The 18,499-nt window shown below is 68.6% G+C and carries 19 protein-coding genes and 1 pseudogene; 13 read left to right on the top strand and 7 right to left on the bottom strand.

Features of this window, described 5'->3' with window-relative positions; genetic code table 11:
- The first annotated feature begins 100 nt into the window (after positions 1-100).
- Positions 101-1,273 carry an amino acid permease gene (locus HHX33_RS20795; protein WP_220502019.1) on the top strand — a complete coding sequence of 391 codons (1,173 nt, stop codon included), beginning with the start codon at positions 101-103 and terminating at the stop codon, positions 1,271-1,273.
- A gap of 66 nt (positions 1,274-1,339) precedes the next feature.
- Positions 1,340-1,693 carry a hypothetical protein gene (locus HHX33_RS35055; RefSeq protein ID WP_220502018.1) on the top strand — a complete coding sequence of 118 codons (354 nt, stop codon included), beginning with the start codon at positions 1,340-1,342 and terminating at the stop codon, positions 1,691-1,693.
- 8 nt (positions 1,694-1,701) lie between these two features.
- Here the strand turns inward: HHX33_RS35055 and HHX33_RS20790 are convergent, their stop codons facing one another.
- Positions 1,702-2,448 (bottom strand): DUF4118 domain-containing protein, encoded by a 747-nt coding sequence (locus HHX33_RS20790; RefSeq protein ID WP_310741456.1) that lies wholly within the window; start codon positions 2,446-2,448, stop codon positions 1,702-1,704.
- Positions 2,449-2,748: 300 nt separating this feature from the next.
- On the opposite strand from HHX33_RS20790, the gene HHX33_RS20785 reads away from it, so the two are divergent.
- The 4 genes from HHX33_RS20785 to HHX33_RS35040 all read left to right on the top strand — a co-directional run bounded on the left by HHX33_RS20785 (position 2,749) and on the right by HHX33_RS35040 (position 4,947).
- The gene (locus HHX33_RS20785) at positions 2,749-3,009 is read left to right on the top strand and encodes an SAV_915 family protein (protein ID WP_182876070.1); all 261 of its coding nucleotides are present in this window, start codon (positions 2,749-2,751) and stop codon (positions 3,007-3,009) included.
- A gap of 568 nt (positions 3,010-3,577) precedes the next feature.
- Positions 3,578-3,841 (top strand): hypothetical protein, encoded by a 264-nt coding sequence (locus tag HHX33_RS35050; protein WP_220502017.1) that lies wholly within the window; start codon positions 3,578-3,580, stop codon positions 3,839-3,841.
- 129 nt (positions 3,842-3,970) lie between these two features.
- On the top strand, positions 3,971-4,741 hold the full coding sequence (locus tag HHX33_RS35045) for an amino acid permease (RefSeq protein WP_396785279.1): 771 nt from the start codon (positions 3,971-3,973) through the stop codon (positions 4,739-4,741).
- A gap of 41 nt (positions 4,742-4,782) precedes the next feature.
- Positions 4,783-4,947 (top strand): hypothetical protein, encoded by a 165-nt coding sequence (locus HHX33_RS35040; RefSeq protein WP_220502016.1) that lies wholly within the window; start codon positions 4,783-4,785, stop codon positions 4,945-4,947.
- 240 nt (positions 4,948-5,187) lie between these two features.
- Here HHX33_RS35040 and HHX33_RS20775 read toward each other — a convergent pair whose 3' ends face one another.
- On the bottom strand, positions 5,188-7,047 hold the full coding sequence (locus tag HHX33_RS20775; protein WP_220502015.1) for an amino acid transporter: 1,860 nt from the start codon (positions 7,045-7,047) through the stop codon (positions 5,188-5,190).
- Between the two features lie 492 nt (positions 7,048-7,539).
- On the opposite strand from HHX33_RS20775, the gene HHX33_RS20770 reads away from it, so the two are divergent.
- Genes HHX33_RS20770 through HHX33_RS20760 form a run of 3 tightly spaced genes read left to right on the top strand, consistent with a single transcriptional unit; the run spans position 7,540 to position 9,854 of the window.
- Positions 7,540-8,007: an Lrp/AsnC family transcriptional regulator gene (locus HHX33_RS20770; protein ID WP_182876069.1), complete on the top strand. Its 468-nt coding sequence runs from the start codon at positions 7,540-7,542 to the stop codon at positions 8,005-8,007.
- The gene (gene lysA, locus HHX33_RS20765) at positions 8,004-9,332 is read left to right on the top strand and encodes a diaminopimelate decarboxylase (protein WP_182876068.1); all 1,329 of its coding nucleotides are present in this window, start codon (positions 8,004-8,006) and stop codon (positions 9,330-9,332) included. The genes HHX33_RS20770 and lysA overlap by 4 nt, the downstream gene beginning before the upstream one ends.
- Positions 9,333-9,338: 6 nt before the next feature.
- Complete coding sequence (locus HHX33_RS20760; protein WP_182876067.1) at positions 9,339-9,854, top strand: hypothetical protein; 516 nt, start codon at positions 9,339-9,341, stop codon at positions 9,852-9,854.
- Positions 9,855-9,866: 12 nt separating this feature from the next.
- Here the strand turns inward: HHX33_RS20760 and HHX33_RS20755 are convergent, their stop codons facing one another.
- Complete coding sequence (locus HHX33_RS20755) at positions 9,867-10,871, bottom strand: magnesium transporter CorA family protein (RefSeq protein WP_182876066.1); 1,005 nt, start codon at positions 10,869-10,871, stop codon at positions 9,867-9,869.
- A 322-nt stretch (positions 10,872-11,193) separates the two neighbouring features.
- Here HHX33_RS20755 and HHX33_RS20750 point away from each other — a divergent pair, with 322 nt between their 5' ends.
- The gene (locus tag HHX33_RS20750) at positions 11,194-11,925 is read left to right on the top strand and encodes a class I SAM-dependent methyltransferase (RefSeq protein ID WP_182876065.1); all 732 of its coding nucleotides are present in this window, start codon (positions 11,194-11,196) and stop codon (positions 11,923-11,925) included.
- Positions 11,922-12,260 carry a hypothetical protein gene (locus HHX33_RS20745; RefSeq protein WP_182876064.1) on the top strand — a complete coding sequence of 113 codons (339 nt, stop codon included), beginning with the start codon at positions 11,922-11,924 and terminating at the stop codon, positions 12,258-12,260. The genes HHX33_RS20750 and HHX33_RS20745 overlap by 4 nt, the downstream gene beginning before the upstream one ends.
- A gap of 160 nt (positions 12,261-12,420) precedes the next feature.
- Here the strand turns inward: HHX33_RS20745 and HHX33_RS37300 are convergent, their stop codons facing one another.
- From HHX33_RS37300 to HHX33_RS20730, 3 genes and pseudogenes are all read right to left on the bottom strand, one after another.
- Positions 12,421-13,302 (bottom strand): AfsR/SARP family transcriptional regulator, encoded by an 882-nt coding sequence (locus HHX33_RS37300; protein ID WP_182876063.1) that lies wholly within the window; start codon positions 13,300-13,302, stop codon positions 12,421-12,423.
- A gap of 138 nt (positions 13,303-13,440) precedes the next feature.
- A pseudogene (locus HHX33_RS20735) lies at positions 13,441-14,322 on the bottom strand (IS5 family transposase).
- Between the two features lie 229 nt (positions 14,323-14,551).
- Positions 14,552-15,520, bottom strand: coding sequence for an NAD(P)-dependent alcohol dehydrogenase (locus tag HHX33_RS20730; protein ID WP_259402672.1), 969 nt, complete (start codon positions 15,518-15,520; stop codon positions 14,552-14,554).
- A gap of 59 nt (positions 15,521-15,579) precedes the next feature.
- On the opposite strand from HHX33_RS20730, the gene HHX33_RS20725 reads away from it, so the two are divergent.
- Positions 15,580-16,236, top strand: a complete 657-nt coding sequence (locus tag HHX33_RS20725; RefSeq protein WP_220502014.1) for a TetR/AcrR family transcriptional regulator — start codon at positions 15,580-15,582, stop codon at positions 16,234-16,236.
- Positions 16,237-16,506: 270 nt separating this feature from the next.
- Here HHX33_RS20725 and HHX33_RS20720 read toward each other — a convergent pair whose 3' ends face one another.
- Entirely contained in the window at positions 16,507-17,448 is a 942-nt protein-coding gene (locus HHX33_RS20720; RefSeq protein ID WP_182876061.1) for an alpha/beta fold hydrolase, read from the bottom strand.
- A 56-nt stretch (positions 17,449-17,504) separates the two neighbouring features.
- On the opposite strand from HHX33_RS20720, the gene HHX33_RS20715 reads away from it, so the two are divergent.
- A complete protein-coding gene (locus HHX33_RS20715; protein WP_220502030.1) occupies positions 17,505-18,458 on the top strand; it encodes a helix-turn-helix transcriptional regulator in 954 nt (317 codons plus the stop codon).
- Positions 18,459-18,499: the final 41 nt, after the last annotated feature.

The following is an 18,499-nucleotide window of genomic DNA, read 5'->3' as shown; positions in this document are numbered from 1 at the left end:
CTTCCATTGAGCTGAGTGAGACGGAGAGGGCTGGTGTCTGCGGGCGCTGGCGATGCCAGAGGGGTGAATCGTTCCGCAAGCGGCGCTGCGCTCCAGCGTCGTGAGCGGGACCGGCTCACCGTGCCGCAGGGGGTGGCGGCGCTGTCGCTGGACGCGCTGTCGTCCGTCGCGTACGGGCCTGGTCGCCGCCGCCTCACTGATCATCGACTACGTGCTCAACGTCGCGGTGGCGGTCTCCGCCGGCGTCGCCGCCTTCACCTCGGCCTTCCCCGCCCTGCACAGCGAGCGGGTACCGCTGTGCGTGCTCGTGTTGGTGCTGATCACTGCCGTCAACCTGTACGGCGTCGCGGAGTCGGCGAAGGTGATGATCGCTCCGACGGTGGTGTTCGTCGCGGCGATCGCCGCCGTCGTCCTGGCCGGGCTGCTACGCGACCAACCCGCCACCGAGCCCGCCCACCCGACCGGCTCGGCCACCGCCACCGTCGGGGCGCTGCTGCTGCTGCGCGCTTTCGCCAGCGGCTGCTCGGCCCTGATCGGGGTGGAGGCCATCGCCAACGCCGTTCCCACCTTCCGCACCCCCCGCATTCAGCGGGCCCAACGCACCGAGGTCACCCTGGGCGTCCTGCCGGGGGCGATGCTGATCGGCCTGTCACTGCTGATCGACAAGTTCCGCGTCGCCCCGAGTCCCACCAAGACCGTCTTGGCGCAACTGACCGACGCCGCACTCGGCCACAATGCCGCCTTCTACGTCGTGCAGTTCGCCACCATGGTGCTGCTGGCCTTGGCGGCCAACACCTCCTTCGGAGGTCTGCCCGTCCTGGCCTCGCGCCTGGCCCAGGACCACCATCTGCCGCACCTGTTCGCCCTGCGTGCCGACCGGCAGGTCTACCGCTACGGCGTCACCGTGCTCGCCGTCCTGGCGCTGATCCTGCTGCTGGTAGCGAGGGGAAACACTCAGGTGCTGGTGCCGATCTTCGCTATTGGGGTGTTCATCGGCTTCACCCTCTCCCAGATCGGCATGGTCCGGCACTGGCGCCTGGACCGCGGCCCCGGCTGGTCCGGGCATGCCGCCCTGAACGGGCTGGGAGCGCTGCTGACCGCCGTGGCGCTGGTCGTGGCGCTGGTGGCCAAATGGCACGAGGGCGGCTGGCTGGTGTTCGTGGCCGTCGCCGTCTTGGTCCTGGTGTTCGAGGCGGTGCACCGCACCTACCGGCGCATCGGCGCCGCCCTGCATCTGGGACAGGTGCCCGCCCACCCCGTACCCCGCCCCTGACTGGTCATCGTCCCGGTCGGCGCGGTCAACCTCCTCACCCAAGAAGCCCTCAGCGCCGCGCTGTCCTTGGGCGATGAGGTCCGTGCGCTCACCGTCGTGCACCCTGAAGATTCCGAGGCCGGGTCCGCCGACACGGTGCGCAGGGCGTGGAACGCCTGGCGGCCCGATGTTCCCCTCGTCGTCCTGCACAGTCACACCCGCTCGCTGACCAGGCCGATCGTCGACTACCTACGCGCGGTTGCCGCCGAAAACCGCCACGACCGGATTGTCGTTCTCATCCCGGAGATGCACCTGCCCAAGCCCTGGCAGCGGCTGCTGCAGAATCAGCGCGGCGCCGTCTTGGACCGGGCAATCCGCCGCGACACCGATGCCGTCATCTGCCGTCTGCGCCTGCCGATCCCTCTTCACCACACCCTCTGAGCCGGCCGTCATGCCTCCGCTTCGCTTGCGGCGGTATCCAACGCCGACCCCGCCTGATCGGCCAAGGTGACCGCGACCAGACGCGCCTGCAACGGCGGGATCGCCCCCGGGGTGGGGTCGAGCATGAACCGGCCGTAGAAGCGGCCGTTGCCGAACGTGCGCAGCTCGACTTCCTTATCGGGCAGGCCCAGATGGTCGGCGTCCCAGCGTTTGCGGCCCCAGGTCACGCTGCCGTCTTGCTCCAGCCTGGGCGGGTGGCCGATCAACGTGCCGTACTCGAAACGGCAGCCGCGCAGGTGCAGTACCTCGGTGAGTTGGGCGGTGACGTGATCGACCACTGTTCCCGGCGCCTTGGCGCTCTGTGCCAGCTTGGCGGTGTCGTGGATGCGGGCCAGGTAGTCGGCGTCGGTGATGGCCACCACCTGCAGCCGCCGGGCGCGGGCGGCCAACTGTGAGACCGCCAGGCCCACGACGAGTAGCAACAGCGCGATCTGAACATCGACAGGCCTGGTGATGGTGAAGCGCTGGTAGGGCTGGGTGAAGAAGAAGTTGAACCACACCGCGGCCCATATCGCCGCCAGCGCGCCGGCCAGGCGGTTGCCCAGGGCAGCGACCGCCACCACGATCACGACCAGTACGAGTGCGACGCTGGTATTGGGCACGCTGTCGCGAAGCGGCACCAGCACTCCCGTGATGGCCAGCGGCACCACCAGCGCCGCCAGAAACGCGACGCGATCTGCGTCGAGATGCCTCACGCAGCCACCCATCGCTGCAGCACCTCCCGCCCTTCTGTGTTGACGCAGGTTGTTCACACAGGTCAACGCCCTACACCTACCCGTCCTGCGTGGTGGTCCACGCATCGGCCCCCGCTCGGTGCAGCGGCCAGCCGGTGAAGAGGGCCGCGCTGTCCCCCGAAGACACGACCCGGATCGCGGCCATCCATAAACATCGCGTCAGCTTTCCGGGGCACGGCGTCGGGATTCCGTAGCGATGGTGTTCCTGCTGGTCGCGTGGAATCTAACGTCGCCTTCGTAGAGTCCTCTGGAAGGCATGACATGCTCGAAGATCCGTTATATGTGCCGGTTCGCCGCAGTTCGTTCTCTCTGGCGCTACGCCTGTTCCGGACGGCCGAGGGCAAGCCCACGGCGGTGGCCTTCACCTCACCGCTCCGACTGACGAAGGTGCTGGGCGCCGACCAGGGCTGGATCCGCCTGAGTGAGCCCGCGCTGCGGAGCATGATCAATGATCTCGGTGTAATCGGCATCGTATTCGACCCCGCCGGCACGATGAGCCGGCCGATCTCCAGGACCGCGTGATGTGCATTCTCCAGCAGAACCTCACCGACGGATATGACCGATTCATGGAGCCGCCGACGACCGGGAACTGGCTTTCCGGCGGAGAGGAGCGCCCCTGCGGTCTCCGGCGCGACCTCGACCGGCAGGACCTGCGGTACGGCGAGGAGCGAGCCGCGGAAACGGCGCCGGGGCGACGCGCATCAAGCCCTCGTAGGGATAGCGACGGAAGGCGTCAAGGTCGCGTATGGATCGGCTGGAACGGCTCTGGCAGTGGCGGATGATTGGGGCGTTTCCCCTAGTAGGAGGACTTATGTCCGCAACGCTCACCTCTACCGCGGCCTCCGCGGCGAAGGAGCCCCCTGATAGCGGCGAAGGCACCGGCTGTCAGTGATCGGCGGTCTTGCTGCTCTTTCCTTGGACGCGATGGCCTCGATGGCGTACGGCCCCGAGGCGATCGTCATCGTCCTGGCGCTCGCCGGCGGCGCAGGGCTGGGGTTCACCATCCCGGTCACCCTGACCATCGCCGGGCTGCTGGCCGTGCTGACCTTCTCCTACCGTCAGGTCATCGCCGCCTTCCCCGAGGGCGGCGGTGGCGAAGACCTATCTCGGACGCCGGGCGGCGCTGGTCGCCGGGGCGAGCCTGATCGTCGACTACGTGCTCAACGTGGCCGTCTCGGTGGCCGCGGGGGTCGCGGCGCTCACCTCCGCGTTCCCCGAGCTCCTGCCGTTCACGGTCTGTTGTGTCTCGGCGTGCTCGCCCTCGTCACCGCGATCAACCTGCGCGGCATCGCGCACAGCGCGCGGGCGTTCATCGCTCCCACGGTGGTGTACGTCGGTGCTCTCCTGCTGGTGATCGTGGCCGGCCTGCTCCGCGGCGAACCCGCAAGTTACCGGGCACGCCGCGCAGGCGCACAACCTGCAAACGGTCGGCGTTCTGCTGCTTCTCAGGGCGTTCGCCAACGGATGCGCCTCGCTCACCGGGGTGGAGGCCATCGCCAACGCGGTGCCGTCTTTCCGGAAGCCGGGCGTACGGAGAGCGCAGCGGGCCGAGGTGGTCCTCGCCGGCCTGCTGGCGATCATGCTGATCGGCGTCGCCGCATTGATCGAGAAGTTCTCCATCGCCCCGGCAGAGGGCGCGACCGTGCTCGCCCAGGTCACTCGGGCCGCCCTGGGCGACGGCCCGCTGTTCTACCTGGTGCAGATCGCCACGATGATCCTGCTCGCCCTGGCCGCCAACACCTCCTTCGGTGGTCTTCCCGTGCTCGCCCAGTTGCTGGCGAAGGACAACAATCTTCCGCACCTGTTCGCGCTCCGCGCCGACCGGCAGGTCCACCGTTACGGCATCGCCTTTCTGGCGATCACCTCGGCCGTGCTGTTGATCCTCGCCCGCGGGGACATGAACCTGCTGGTGCCGCTGTTCGCCATCGGGGTGTTCGTCGGTTTCACGCTCTCGCAGTTCGGCATGGTCCTGCACTGGACCGCGGAACGACCGAGGGGCTGGAAGGGCAAGGCGGCACTCAACGGGGTGGGCGCAGTGCTGACCTTCGCCGCCGCGATCGTGGTCACCGTCTCGAAGTTCACCGAGGGCGGCTGGCTCGTCGTCGTGGCGCTGCCGTTCCTGGTGCTGGCGACGCAGTGGGCCAACCGGAGTTACGGACGCATCGGCCGGCGACTGGAGCTGGGCAGGACTCCCGTCCCTCCCCGCCCTCGCCGCTCCCTCGTGGTGGTGCCGGTGCACGTGGTCAGCGCCTGACCTGCGACGCCCTCTCGGCCACGGTCTCCCTGGGCGACCGGGTGGTTGCCGTCCACGTCACCCACCCCGGGGACGAGCGGGACGCGCAGCGCCTCATCGAGGACTGGCAGCGCTGGGATCCCGGTGTGGAGCTTGTGCAGGTGTCCAGCGCTCACCGACGCCTCGACGAGCCCCTGACGGCCGACCCGGTCGTCGCCGCACACTGAGGCCGCGTCCGGCTACGTGACCGCCAGCGGTGGGTGTGGAGCATGGGGCGTACCGGTGCGCCCGGACGGTGGTGGGGTCCACGACGATGTCCCAGTTGACCTGCCTTCGGCGTCCTGCAGCCCGCCGACTACCGGGCCCCGCTACCTGGCGCCGGCGGGCCGCGTGCTGCCGATGTCGGACCTCAAAGGCTTCGTCGACACAGGAAAGTAAAGTACGCCGAGAGGCGGTAACCAGCACTACTAGCCGACGTGGACGTGGGGTCTGCGTTCGAGGTCCGGCTCCGCCTTGCGCAGGACCTCGCGGGTGAGCGGGGGCACGTCACCGCCGCCGAACACCAGGTAGCGCAGCATGGCGAGCACCGGGTTCCCTTCGGCCCAGTGGAAGTAGATGTGCGGCACCCCACCGGTGCGGTCGCGGAGGTGGAGCAGGAGTGCGGCCAGTGAGTTCGGCACGGCGGAGCTCTCGATCCGCAGGATCCTGTGCCCGTAGCGCTCCTCGCCCCGGACGTGCAGTTCCGTCTCGAACTCCGAGGCGTCCGGCACGGTGACCTCGACGAACATCACCGGCTCGTCGCTGCGCAGCCGGTGGTTGATCCACTGCTCGCGGAGCTTGTCGTTGTACTCGTGCTGGTCACGTTGATGGGGCTCGTTGGCGATCAGGTGGATCAGGCCGCCGGCCTCGTTCACCCACCGCTCGGCCAACGGGTCCAGGTCGACCTCGGTCACCCGCAACTCCGTGGAGCGGGTGGCCCGGGAAATCACCGAGGTGATGATGATCGCGGCGATGAAGAACGACGCGATCTTCACACCGTCCGGCCGCTCGACCACGTTGTCTACCAGTGTGTAGGCGAGGACCGCCGCGATCAGCCCGAAACCGATCGAGGCGGCCGTCTGGCCCTTCCTGAACGCCGACAGCGTCACCGCGACCGCCGCCGACAGCATCAGCACCAGCACCCCTGTGGCGTACGCGCCGCCCTGCGCGTCCACGTCGGCGTCGAAGATGATCGTGATGGCGAACGCGATCGCCGAGAAGACGAGCACCAGGGGCCGCACCGCGCCGGTCCATTCGGGCGCCATGCCATACCGCGGGAGGTAGCGCGGCACCAGGTTGATCAGGCCCGCCATCGCCGAGGCGCCCGCGAACCACAGGATCGCGATCGTGGAGATGTCGTACACGCTGCCGAACCACTCACCCAGGAACCTGTGCGCCAGATAGGCCAGCGCACGGCCGCTCGCTTTGCCGCCCTCCTCGAACTCCTCATGCGGGATCAGCACGGTCGTGACGAAGCTGGAGAAGATCAGGAAGACGCTCATGACGAGCGCGGCCACGGTGAGCAGCCGCTTGGTCCCCCTGATCCGCTGCCGTACGTCGCCCCTGACCATCGGCATCACGGCGACGCCCGTCTCGAAGCCCGACATGCCCAGCGCGAGCTTCGGCATCACCAGCAGCGACAGACCGATCATGGCCAGTGGGCCGCTGTAGCCGGCGTCCAGCGTGTGCGTCCAGTCAACGACCACCTGGGACGCCTGGAGCACGTGGATGATCGAGGTGACCACGACGACGGCGTTGAGCCCGAGGTAGACGAGGACGAGGATCACCGCGATGCCGATCGCCTCGGTGAAGCCCATCAGGAACACCCCGCCGAGCAGGGCCAGCAGGAACAGTGTGACGGGCACTCGCTGCCCCTCGAGCCAATGCGGCGCGAACGGGTTCTCCAGGAGGTGCGCGGTGGCGTCGGCGGCCGACAACGTCATGGTGATGACGAAGTCGGTGGCCGCGAACCCGAGCAAGGCCAGGACGAACAGCTTGCCCCACCACTGCGGCGCCAGCTTCTCCAGCATCGCGATCGAGCCCTGGCCGAACGGGCTCTCGGCGGACACCCGGCGGTAGACCGGCAGCGCGCCCAGCAGCGTGAGCGCGACCAGGAAGACCGTGGCAAGCGGAGACAGGAACCCTGCCGCGAGCGCCGCGATCCCCGGCTGGTAGCCGAGCGTGGAGAAATAGTCCACACCCGTCAGGCACATCACGCGCCACCACGGATGCTTCGCGTGCGGCCCGTGCTCGATCTCCTTACGATCGGTCTGGAGACCCTCGAGCAACCAGGTGCGCACTGAACCCGTCGGCGTGGCGACAGAACGCCCCAACCTGGCCACCTCCGGCATCAAGAACGCGTAAAGCAACGCATGCACACTACTGGCGGAATCACCGCCATCAGAGGAGACGGGGCGTCAAGAAGACGTCAAGAGCGGAAGTTGTTCGATCACAAAACGTGACGATAGGGCGCTCCTGGTCCCGAGGATTCGAAGGCGGGCTCACGCGTCAAGGGTGGTGAAGCGTCCGCCCTCCTTAAGCAACCGGCCGACCGCACGTCCATTCCTCACACAAGCAGTCGAGGTCCCCCGGTCGACGCCGCCGGAGACAGCCCTGGAGTGTGGCGCACGTCAATCGGGCGTCAGGTTCAGCGGGCCCGCCGTAGGAATCGCGTCAGGATCGCCTGCCCATGGGCCAGCCCGTGCTTAGCGTGTCGTGTGTCCAATTTCCGGGTTGTTTGCCCGTTCAGCGCGGCAGGGCCGTTCAGGAGGCGGTGTGCGGTGAGATCTCTCGACGACGTCGACAGGTCGCTGCTCCAGGCGCTGGCGCGAGACGGCCGCGCTCCGGTGCGGGCCCTCGCCCGTGACCTGGCGCTCGGCGACAGCACGGTCTCCGTCCGGTTGCGTAGGCTGCGCGACAGCGGCGCGCTGGCCGCCGTCCGCGTCGAGGTGGACCCGGCGGCGTTCGGCCGCCCGATCCAGGCCGTCGTACGCGTCCGGCTGCGCCACGACGTGACGTGCGGGCTCTACGAGCAGCGGCTGCGTGAGATACCCGCGGTGCTGAGCGCGCTGGTCCTGCTCGGCGACGCCGATATCGAGGTACGGGTGGCCTGCCGGAGCATGGACGACCTCGAACTGGCGGTGGCGACGCTCCGCGACGCGGGCGCCGACACCACCTGCACCCAGATCGTGACCCGTACGGTCACCGGACTCGGCCAGGCGCTCCTGGCGGAGAAGAGAACGAAATGAGCCTGCTGATCACACCTCCGCGTACGACGGAGACGGCCGACGGCCCCTGGCCGGCCACCGCGCGCTTCGGCGCCGACGGGCATGCGGAGGTCGGCGGCGTCGACCTGATGAAGGTGGCCGGGCGCTTCGGCACCCCGGCGTACGTCATGGACGAGGCGGACGTGCGCCTGCGCTGCCGCGCCTATCGCGCCGCGCTGCCCCGAGCCGAGGTCGCGTACGCCGCCAAGGCGTTCTGGTGCCGCGCCATGGCCGCCTGGGTCCGATCCGAGGGGCTCGCCCTCGACGTGTGCTCGGCCGGTGAGCTGGCCGTGGCGAGGGCCGCCGGCTTCCCGGCTGACCGGATCATCCTCCACGGCAACGCCAAGACCCCGGCGGAGTTGCGCGCCGCGGTGGACGAGCGCGTCGGTCGTATCGTCATCGACGATCTCACCGAGATCAACCGCCTCGCCGCGCTCGTCCCCGTGGGTATGCGGCAGAAGGTGCTGGTACGGGTGATTCCCGATATCGAAGCCGGGGCACATGCCGCCATCCGCACGGGCGGGGAGGACCACAAGTTCGGGCTGTCGATCGCGGCCGGTGTGGCGAGGGAGGCGGTGAACCGGATCCTCCGCCAGCCGCGCCTGGAGCTGGTCGGCCTGCACTGCCACCTCGGATCCCAGATCGCCGCCGCCGAGCCGTACGAGCAGAGCGCCCGTGTGCTGGTGGAGCAGCTCGCGCGGATCCGCGACGCGCACGGGGTGACGCTGTCCCAGCTCGACCTCGGCGGCGGTCACGCGATCGCGTACACGAGCGGGCAGACCGGCCTGGCTCCCGCACAGCTCACCTCACTGGCCGCGACCGTGGAGAGGCGCTGTGCCGGCATCGGCCTGCCGGCGCCGCGGCTGACCGTCGAACCCGGACGGGCCATCGCCGGGCCCGCCGGCGTGACGCTCTATCGGGTGATCGCGGTCAAGAAGGGACTGCGCCGCACGTACGTCGCAGTCGACGGAGGCATGAGCGACAACCCCCGGCCCGCGATGTACGGCTCGCGGTACGAGATGCGCATGATCGGCCGGGCGACCTACGAGGGTGAGCGCGACTTCACCGTGGTCGGCCACCACTGCGAGAGCGGGGACATGCTGGCCGAGGCTGCCGCGCTCCCCGCCGACATCCGCCCGGGAGACGTGCTCGCCGTCGCCGCCACCGGCGCCTACAACCACTCGATGGCCTCGACGTACAACATGAACGGCCGCCCGCCGGTCGTCGCCGTCAGCCGGGGCAAGGCCCGCCTCGTCGTCCGCCGCGAGGGCCTCGACGACCTGCTGCGCCGCGACGTCGGCCTCTGAGAACTCGTGGGGAAGATCGTGCACGTCTCGTCGACGGGACGCGTCCTGACAGCCGCCCTCTTGATGATCGTCGCCTGCGCGACCAGCGCGATCGTCAGCGCGCTCCTGATCCACGACGCGGACGCCTACGTCGACGGCCACCGGCGGGTGACCGCTCAAGTCGTACGGGTGCTCCGGCCCTCTGTCGCCACGGCTCGGTCCGCTCCTCTGCCCGCCGCCGTGGTGGAGGTCGTCTGGACCGGCCGGGACGGCGGCACCCATACGGGCAGAACAGTGACGACCTCCGGGCACCAGGCGGGGGACCGGCTGGCCCTCTGGGTCGACGCCGGGGACGAACCGGCCCCCGGCCCCTCGCCGACCACCATGGTCGTCGTGGTCGCTCTGCTCGCGGGCCCGACCGCGGCCGGCGGCCTCTGGACCGCCGGCCACCTCGTGCGGTCGGGACGCCGCGCCTGGACCGCGCGGTGTGCCGTGGCCGGGTGGGAAGGCGAGTGGCGGACCATCACGGCCAGAGGGCGCTGACACCGGCGACGGTCACAGCCATCCCCTCCTCTTGAACAGCATGTAGAGGACTGCCGACGCCAGCATCATGAGGGTCAGGGCGAACGGGTAGCCAAGGATCCAGTGCAATTCCGGCATGTGGGTGAAATTCATGCCGTATACCGTGCCGACCAGAGTGGGCGCGAAGAAGATGGCCGCCCAGGCGGATATTTTCTTGATCTCCTCGTTCTGCGTCTGGCCGATGAGCGCGGCCTTGATGGTGAGGGTGGTCTGGTAGAACTCGATCACGCCTTGGAGGTACTCTCGTTCGCCGTCGGCGACCCTGCGTATCCGCTCGAACCGGTCCCCAATCTCCGCCATCAGACGTCGCCCTTCGGGCGACATGCGGGCGAGGCCGGCCATCTCTCCGTAGATCGCGCTACTCAGCGCACCCATCGTGCGCACGGTGAGCAGGCCGTGGCGGGTGCGGAACAGCTCGTCGAGGAATTCTTCGGGGTCGCCCACCTGCCCGCCCGTGACCCGCTGCTCCAGTCGCCACACGTCGCCGGTGACCGCCTCGACGTAGTCCTCCTGGTTGCGGATGAGGGCGGCGACGATCGCGTGGGACAGTTCGAACGCCGAGGCGGGACGCAGCCGCCCCGCCTCGATGCGGGCCAGCACCGCCTGTGTCTCCCGCAGGGCGATCCCGGGCTGGACCGCCGGGTTCACCGGCCCGTGGACGGTTACCAGATAGTTCCGGCCGATGAACTGGTCGAGCTCGATGTAGTGCACGTGGCCGCGCTTCCCCCGCTCGGGCGCATGCAGAACGACGAACACATGATCCCGGTAGGCGTGCATCTTCGGCACACGGTTGCGTTCGACACAGTCTTTGATCGCCATGGGGTGGAAGCCGAACACCTCCGCCAGCACATCTACGGCATCGGTGTCACAGCGGGGGATGTCCACCCACACCAGGCCGTCCTGTCGCCCAAGCAGTGTCGGCAGCTCTTCGACGGGACGCTCCTTGATCCCTTCATGATTGAGCAGGCGAACGTCCATGTGGTTCCCCCGAGCGATCCCGGCGTGGCCCGATGTGGCCGGATAGACACGAACGTGGGCAGTCGGCGGCGTATGGCGGCCAGGCGGAATGAACACGGCCGATGCCGTACGCACCATTCTCGCCGTTTGGCGTCATATCTTCGGGCTTCTGTACTCCTTCTTGACGGTCGGCGGCGATTTTCCTACCTGGTCCTGACCCCTGCCTCGAAGATCCTCAAGAAGTCGTAGCAATTGGGGCCTCGCCCGTCAGGATCGCGTCAGGATTCCTGTCTCCTCTGGTGGCTACGACCCATAGTGGGAGAGGCCGAAGCAAGGAGAAGACATGGGCATTTCCACGGAGCATCCAGCGGATACCAGGCGGTTCCGCGGTCGCGGCATGGAGCAGTTCCACCATCCGCGGCCGGTGTGCAGTGGGAACCGCCCGACGCCGCAGCGCCTGCGGCTGGTGGGTGACCTGACGGGCCGGGTCCTCGAGATCGGTGCGGGGGATGGCAAGAAGATCGCCTGCTTCCCGTCCGCCGTCGATGAGCTCGTCATCGTGGAGAGCGATCCCTTCCTGAGGGCGGCGGCGCGGCTTGCCGCCCAGAAGGCCGTGATTCCCGTGGAGGTAGTGGAGGGTGAGATCACCCGTCTACCCGTGCCCGATGCGTCCTTCGACGCGGTCGTCGCCTCGCTGGTCCTGTGCTGCTCCCCCTCGGTGGCTCTAACCCTGAGCGAGGTGAGACGGATCCTTCCCCCGGGAGGCGAACTGCGTTTCTACGAGCATCAGCGCTCCGGCAACCACGTGATCTCGCTGTGCCAGAGCCTGCTCTCCCCGCTCTGGTCTCGGGTTCTCGGCGGCTGCCGCCCGGCGAGTGACGCCCTTGCTGCCATCCGGCAGGCGGGTTTCGTCATCGAGACCGTGGAACCGGTGGTGTTTCGCGGCGTCAGTCACGTCCTGGGCACGGCCAAAGTGCCGGTGACGGACATGCCGGGGGAAACCAGATCGCTGCCGTCGGCGCGCCGGATGCCGGAGCCAAAAGCTCACGTCCACGAGGCGTCGAGGACCGCATGAACGAGTTTGTGGGGGTTGCGCTGCTGACACTCGGCGTCGCGGCGATGCTCGCCTCACGACGAGTCGCGATCGGTCCGGTGCGGACAGGCCACTTTGCCGGCTTGGCCTCCATAGCCGGGCTGGCGGACGACCGGTGCTGGCGGGTCACGCACGAGCAGGTTGAGGCGTGGATGCTCGCGGCGGGACTGGTCCCGGTCATCGCCGGCCTGGCGGCGTTCGGGATCAAGCCGTCCCCGGCGTTGGTCGCGGTCGCGCTGGCCGCGCCGGTGCACACGATCGCGTTGCTGACGGTGGCAGCCGCCGTGGGGCGTTCCTCCCTGCGAAGAAGCGGGTAATCAGGCTCACCGATAACCGGTTAGGTTGAAACAGAGGCCGGATCTATATGACTGGAACCGTACCTGTTGATGGCCGTCTACCACGGCGCCCGGTACACCGGGGCGGAGCCCTGTCAGGGACAGGTCAGGATTTGTGCTGCAAGTCGTTCAGAGGGGAATTTCAGAACTCCTCGTTACCGGCGAACAGTGTGGCGAGCGCTCTCTCTGTTCTTGGATTGGGCGCAATTCCGAGGCCGGCTTGGCGCTGGCGGAGCAGCTTGACAGTTCGACGCGCGTCGTCTCTGCGGCCGAGGTTTATCTGCAGACGGACGATGCGGAGGTAGGTCTCCTCGTTGTCTGGATCTAGCGCACGAGCTCTCTCCAGGGCATTCAGTGCCTGCTCGGGATCGTCATCCTCGCACAGCTCGGCGAGTTGGCTCAGAACGTCGGCTTGGGACCGGGTCAGCGGGTAGCGATGCTCGTCGAGCCACTCTGTCTCCAGGCCGTGCGCCAACTCCCCGTTGCACGACTCCGCAGCCTTCACGAGCGCCGATAGCCTGGCGCCAGGCTCGGAGGCCGCTTTCAGTTCCTCCAGAGCCGCCTGGTAATCCCAGAGATCTACGCTGACCAGGGCTGGGTCGATGCGGTACGTCGCGCCTTCCTGTGTTGTCGACGCGTTGATGAACGGTGCTCGCTTCCGCTCGGGATTCTCATACCCATGTGCGGTGACCAGCGCGTTTCGAAGGTGTCGAAGTGTGTTGTGCACGTCCTTGCTGGTGTCCTCGGGCCACAGGGCTGTGGTGAGCTGGTCGCGAGTGACTCCTGCGGGATGCAGAGTGAGGTACACGAGGGCGTTGAGCTGAAGCCAGCCCAGCTCAAGGGGAGCGGACCGCCCACCGAGCACCGAGAGGCGAACCAGGTACGGGCCAGACCAGCTTTCAGGTGTTGAGCCCGGCGCGGGCTCTTCCACGACGGCCGCCGGCTCCTCCTGGGGCAGCAGCTCTTGTAGATGAGCTGTCGCCTCCTCCTCGCTGATATGGAAGAGCTCGGCTCCGGAGATCACGTCGGCGAGCTGGCCCTCAACCTTGACGACCTGGTGATTCTCGCTGACTTCGCAGGTCGTGCCGCACGGCCAGTCGCCGAGAAGTAGTGCGGCGACTGCTGCCGTCGAGGGGGCGACCAGGGCCTGTATCGAAGTCGGTCAGAGCCATTCGTTGATCGCGGCGATGAGGATCGTGGCTTCGTAGCGGGCGGTGAGTTTGTCGTATCTGGTGGCGACAGCGCGGTGGCGTTTGAGCCGGTTGATGCCGCACTCGACGGCGTGGCGCCGCTTGTACATCTCGGTGTCGAAGGCGGGAGGCCGCCCGCCCTTGGATCCTTTGGCGCGGCGGTTGGCGTCCTGGTCGGCCTTGCGGGGGATGGTGGCCTTGATCCCGCGCTGCCGCAGGTAAGCGCGGTTGGCCGCGGAAGCGTAGGCCTTGTCGGCCAGGACGCGGTCGGGGCGGGTGCGGGGGCCGCCCCACGCCCAGGCGGGGCACCCGGATGCCGCCGAGGACCGCGGTGAACTGCGGGCTGTCACCGCGCTGCCCGGCGGTCAGCACGATCGCCAGCAGCTTCTGCCCCTGCTCGCAGGCCAGATGCAGCTTGGTGGTCAGCCCGCCACGAGAACGCCCCAGCCCATGATCGGCCGGCTCGGTACCGGCTCTGCCGCCGGGCGGCTCGGCCTGAAGATCCCCCTTTTCCGCGCCCCGGCGGCGTGCTGATGCGCGCGGGCGATGGTGGAATCGACGCTGACGTCCCAGGTGAGGCGCCCGGCCGCGTCCGCCAGGGCCTGCAACGCGGTCAAGATCTGCTGCCAGGTCCCGTCGCGTTGATAGCGCCGAAACAGCGCATACACCGCTGACCAGGATCCGTAGCAGGCGGGCACATCCCGCCAAGGCGCGCCGGTCCGTACCCGCCAGCGGATCCCGTCGATCAACTGCCGCTTACTGAACAGCGACGGCCGCCCCAACCGTGTGGGCGCCGGCAGCAGCTGCTTCAGTACCGCCCACTGGGCATCGGTGAGGTCGAACCGCCTCGTCACCGCTAAGGTGGCCACGAGGTCTCCGGTTTCAGGTTTTTCTTGGTCGATCAACCAATTACCGGAGACCTCTTGCGTTGTCGATCTACGACCTCTCCGACTCCCCGACGCCCCACCTCAAACCGACCCACACCCCACCACGGACTTCGATACAGGCCCTAGCCGTCCTCGTTCCCGACGGCGGCGCTGCGGTGGACGTTCGGCGTGTCCGGCGACGCGCGCCGTACCGTTCTCAGGCGATCCTTACGACGACCTTGCCGCGTACCCCGCCCTTCTCCAGTGTCCGGTGTGCCTGGGCGATGTCTTCGAAGGGGAAGACCGTGTCCACGACCGGGCGGATGGCGCCGCTGTCCACGTACCGGGTGAGGTCGGTGAAGAGCCGGGTGGTGGGGTTGCCGCTGAAGAAGCGCACCCGCCGCCGCCCGTGAACGGCCGAGGCGGCGATGTACGCCAGGGACGCCGCGATCCTGCGGTGGTCGAAGGCGATCGCCACCATCCGGCCGGACGGCGTCAGCAGGCGTCGGAAGGCGGCGTGCTCGGTGCCGGCGGTGTCCAGGATCACGTCGAACCTGCCCAGGTCCGCCGGGGCGACGTCGGCGTAGTCGTACGCCTCGTGCGCGCCGAGGTCGCGGACGAGGTCGAGGCTGCGTGCCCCGGCGAGGGCGGTGACGTGGGCGCCGAGCGCCCGGCCGAGCTGTACCGCGACGACGCCCACGCCGCCGCTGCCACCCCGGACGAGCAGGCGTTCGCCCGGCCTGAGCGCGGCCAGGTCGCGCAGCGCCGTGATGGCCGTCGTGCCCACCGGGAGCGCCGCGGCCGTCACCAGGTCGAGTCCCGCCGGGGCCGGGGACAGACGGCGGGGGCGGATCGCCACATACTCGGCGGCGCTCCCGAACGTGCGTCCCAGCACGCCCCACACCCGGTCGCCTGCCTTCGGGCCGGTCACCCCGGGGCCGAGGGCGACGATCTCGCCGGTGAGGTCGATCCCGACCCGTTTCGGGAAGCCCCGCTGCATCAGCCCGGTCACCAGGCGCAGCCGGCCCGTCCGGCCGTGCACCTCGCCGCCGTTCACGCTGACGGCGTGCACCCGCACCAGCACCTGTCCGGGAGCGGGGACCGGCTTCGGCGCCGTGCCCACGTACAGCTCCTCCGGCGGTCCGTACCGGTCGAACAAGGCCGCGCGCATCTGATTCGTCTCCATACGGGAAACGCTAGCTCGATAACCGGATGGGCCAGTCCACTTACGCTAATGTGAGAAATATGGCTGATCATCCCTCTCAGTTGGCGTCGGCCAAGGAGCTGCGGGCGGACGCGCGGCACAACCGGGTGCGCATCCTCGACGCAGCGCGGGAGACGTTCGCCGCGCGCGGTCTGGACGCGCCGATGGTGGCCATCGCCCGGCGCGCCGGGGTCGGGGTGGCCACCCTCTACCGGCGGTTCCCGTCCCGCGAGTCCCTGATCACGGAGGTGTTCAGGGACGAGCTGGCGGCGTGCGCGTCGGTCGTGGACGACGCTCTGGCCGACCCGGATCCGTGGCGGGGGTTCCGCCGGGCGATCGAGAAGGTGTGCGCGATGCAGGTCGCCGACCGGGGGTTCACCGACGCCTTCCTCACCGCGTTCCCGGACGCGATCGACTACGAGCGCACGCGGTTGCGGGCCGAGCGGGGCTTCGCCGAGATGGTACGGCGGGCCAAGGCCACGGGCCGGCTGCGGGCCGACTTCGACGTCGCGGACCTGGTGCTGCTGTTCAGGGCCAACTGCGGCCTCATCGCCGGCGCGGGGGAGGGGGTGGAGGCGGCGTCGCGGCGGTTGGTGGCGTACCTGCTGCAGTCCTTCGGCGCCGGGAACGCCGAACCACTGCCGCCGCCACCGCCGCTCACGCTCGGCCACGTGATCCGAACTCTGAACAGCTCCTAGAACTACCCGCTGGTCGGCAGGCAGCTCATAGTTCAGGCTCGTACGGCTCGTGATCACCCGTTCGGGTGGCTCCCGAGGTGGCTCCTACGCGTGGGACAACAGTGTTGGCCGCTCCACCATCCACCGCATCATCCGCAACCCGGAGACCTGAGCACCAGCGCCCTGACCTGCGGATCAGTCACAGCTGGCGGCTGGTGGTAGCTGCCTTGCCGGTAATGAGCCCAGAATCGTCAGTGGCCAGGCGTTTTCGCAGGCTGGGATCACCAGACGTTAGGCGTCATCCCGCTTGTCCAGCCAGTTGAGAATGGCCTGGTTTGTTTCTTCGGGTTTTTCCTGCTGGATCCAGTGGCCGCAGTCCAGGCGGACCACTTCCACGTTGGGCACGAACTCTGCCAGGTTTTCCGACCTCGCGACCGGGTCCCGGTCGCCGTAGATCACGAGGGCGGGCTGGTGGATGATCGAGTCCACGTCCGCCAGGAGGCGCCAGTTGCGGTCGAGGTTCCTGTACCAGTTGATGCCGCCGGTGAATCCGGATGTTTCGAAGGCGGAGACGAGGACGGCCAGTTCGCTGTCGCTCATGATGGGTTCGCCAAGGGGTGTTTGCGCTCTGGCGAGGTTGATCAGTGCCATGCCCGGCTGAGGCTCCGGCGGCGGCTGGTTCTTCCGGTACAGGTTGCGGAGGAACTGGGCGGTGTTGTCTTCGAATACGGCGTCGGCGACGCCCGGCTGCCGGTTGAAGTGGACGAAGTAGAAGTCGCCGCCGAGCATGTCTTCCATGAACTCGATCCACGGCTTTTCCCCGCGCTCCTGGTAGGGCAAGCTCAGGTTGATCACCTTGTTCACACGGGTGGGGTGCAGCAGGGTCAGGCCCCAGACGACGAACGCGCCCCAGTCGTGGCCGATGAAGGTGGCGTTTTGGTATCCGTAGTGGTCCAGGAGCGCGACGAGGTCACCCGACAGGTGTTCGATGTCGTAGTCCGTCACCTCGGCTGGGCGGGAGGAGTTGCCGTAGCCGCGCTGGTTCGGGGCGATGACGTGGTAGCCGGCCGCGGCGAGGACGGGCATCTGGTGGCGCCAGGTGAAGGCGTGGTCCGGCCAGCCGTGGCAGAGCACGATGGGCCTTCCCGCGTTCTCTCGGCCCGCTTCGAAGACTTCGAGTTCCACACCGTTGACCGGAATGAGGGTGGGCTTGGGGAAATCGGTTGAGGTCATGGCGCCATCCTGACGCCGAAACCGGTCACCTCATGACCGGTTTGTGTGGGAGTTTTATGGGCGTGCGAACCGACCGGCTGGTGGCCGTCCTCCTCATGCTGCAACGGCGTGAGCAGGTGACAGCGGCAGAGGTCGCCCGGGAGCTGGAGGTCTCCGAGCGCACCGCCCGCCGCGACCTCGACGCCCTGGCCATGGCCGGGGTGCCCGTGTACTCCTCGCAAGGACGGGGCGGCGGCTGGCGCCTGGTGGGCGGCGCCCGTACCGACCTGTCCGGGTTGACCGCGGGTGAGGCCCGCGCCCTGTTCCTGGTCGCCGGCCCGGCCTCGGCCGCGACCCCGGCCGTGAAAGCAGCCCTGCGCAAACTCGTCCAAGCCCTGCCGGAACCCTTCCGCGCCCAAGCCGAAGCAGCTGCATCATCCTTGGTCATGGACCCGCGACGATGGGGGTCGAGCCGGGTCGAGCACCGACCACCCCGCTTCCTCGACGACCTCCAGGACGCGGTGATCCGCGGCGTCCAGGTGCGGCTCGGCTATGTCGATAGCAAAGGCGCCGAAACCGAGAGGACCGTCCACCCGCTGGGCATCGTCGCCAAAGGCCCGGCGTGGTATCTCGTCTCCCACACCGAGACCGGCCGACGGACCTTCCGCATCGACCGCGTGACATCCGCCGACCCGACAGGCGATCCCGTGCACCGGCCCGAGGACTTCGACCTCGCCGAGAGCTGGCGCGAGATCGCCGACGAGATCGACCGCAGACGAACGCCTCTGGAGGCCCAGGCCGTCTGTGCGCCCCACGCCATAGGCATTCTCCGGATCGGGTTCGGCGATCGACTCGAAGTCGGAGGCACCACGACCGACGGACGCATCGACGTCGTGATCCGCGGCCACGACGACTACACCCTCGCCGGCGAACTCGCCGGGCTGGTCGAATGGCTCGAAGTGACCGGCCCCCCGGGTGTGCGAGACCACCTGGCCTCGATCGGCAACGCGCTCGTCGAGCGATACAGCTGACACCGGCAGGGGCGCTCAGCCCACGTGCTGAGCGTGCTCGA

Source organism: Microbispora sp. H10670, assembly GCF_014161385.1.
Taxonomy (GTDB): Bacteria; Actinomycetota; Actinomycetes; order Streptosporangiales; family Streptosporangiaceae; genus Microbispora; species Microbispora triticiradicis.
This window is presented reverse-complemented; position numbering and strand designations above follow the sequence as displayed.

Excerpts from the sequence above, each read along its gene's own strand:
- HHX33_RS20745 (WP_182876064.1), top strand. The coding sequence starts at position 11,922 with ATGAACGAGTTTGTGGGGGTTGCGCTGCTGACACTCGGCGTCGCGGCG.
- HHX33_RS20720 (WP_182876061.1), bottom strand. The coding sequence starts at position 17,448 with ATGACCTCAACCGATTTCCCCAAGCCCACCCTCATTCCGGTCAACGGT.
- HHX33_RS20730 (WP_259402672.1), bottom strand. The coding sequence starts at position 15,520 with ATGGAGACGAATCAGATGCGCGCGGCCTTGTTCGACCGGTACGGACCG.
- HHX33_RS20725 (WP_220502014.1), top strand. The coding sequence starts at position 15,580 with ATGGCTGATCATCCCTCTCAGTTGGCGTCGGCCAAGGAGCTGCGGGCG.
- HHX33_RS20750 (WP_182876065.1), top strand. The coding sequence starts at position 11,194 with ATGGGCATTTCCACGGAGCATCCAGCGGATACCAGGCGGTTCCGCGGT.
- lysA (WP_182876068.1), top strand. The coding sequence starts at position 8,004 with ATGAGCCTGCTGATCACACCTCCGCGTACGACGGAGACGGCCGACGGC.
- HHX33_RS20755 (WP_182876066.1), bottom strand. The coding sequence starts at position 10,871 with ATGGACGTTCGCCTGCTCAATCATGAAGGGATCAAGGAGCGTCCCGTC.
- HHX33_RS20715 (WP_220502030.1), top strand. The coding sequence starts at position 17,505 with ATGGGCGTGCGAACCGACCGGCTGGTGGCCGTCCTCCTCATGCTGCAA.
- HHX33_RS20785 (WP_182876070.1), top strand. The coding sequence starts at position 2,749 with ATGCTCGAAGATCCGTTATATGTGCCGGTTCGCCGCAGTTCGTTCTCT.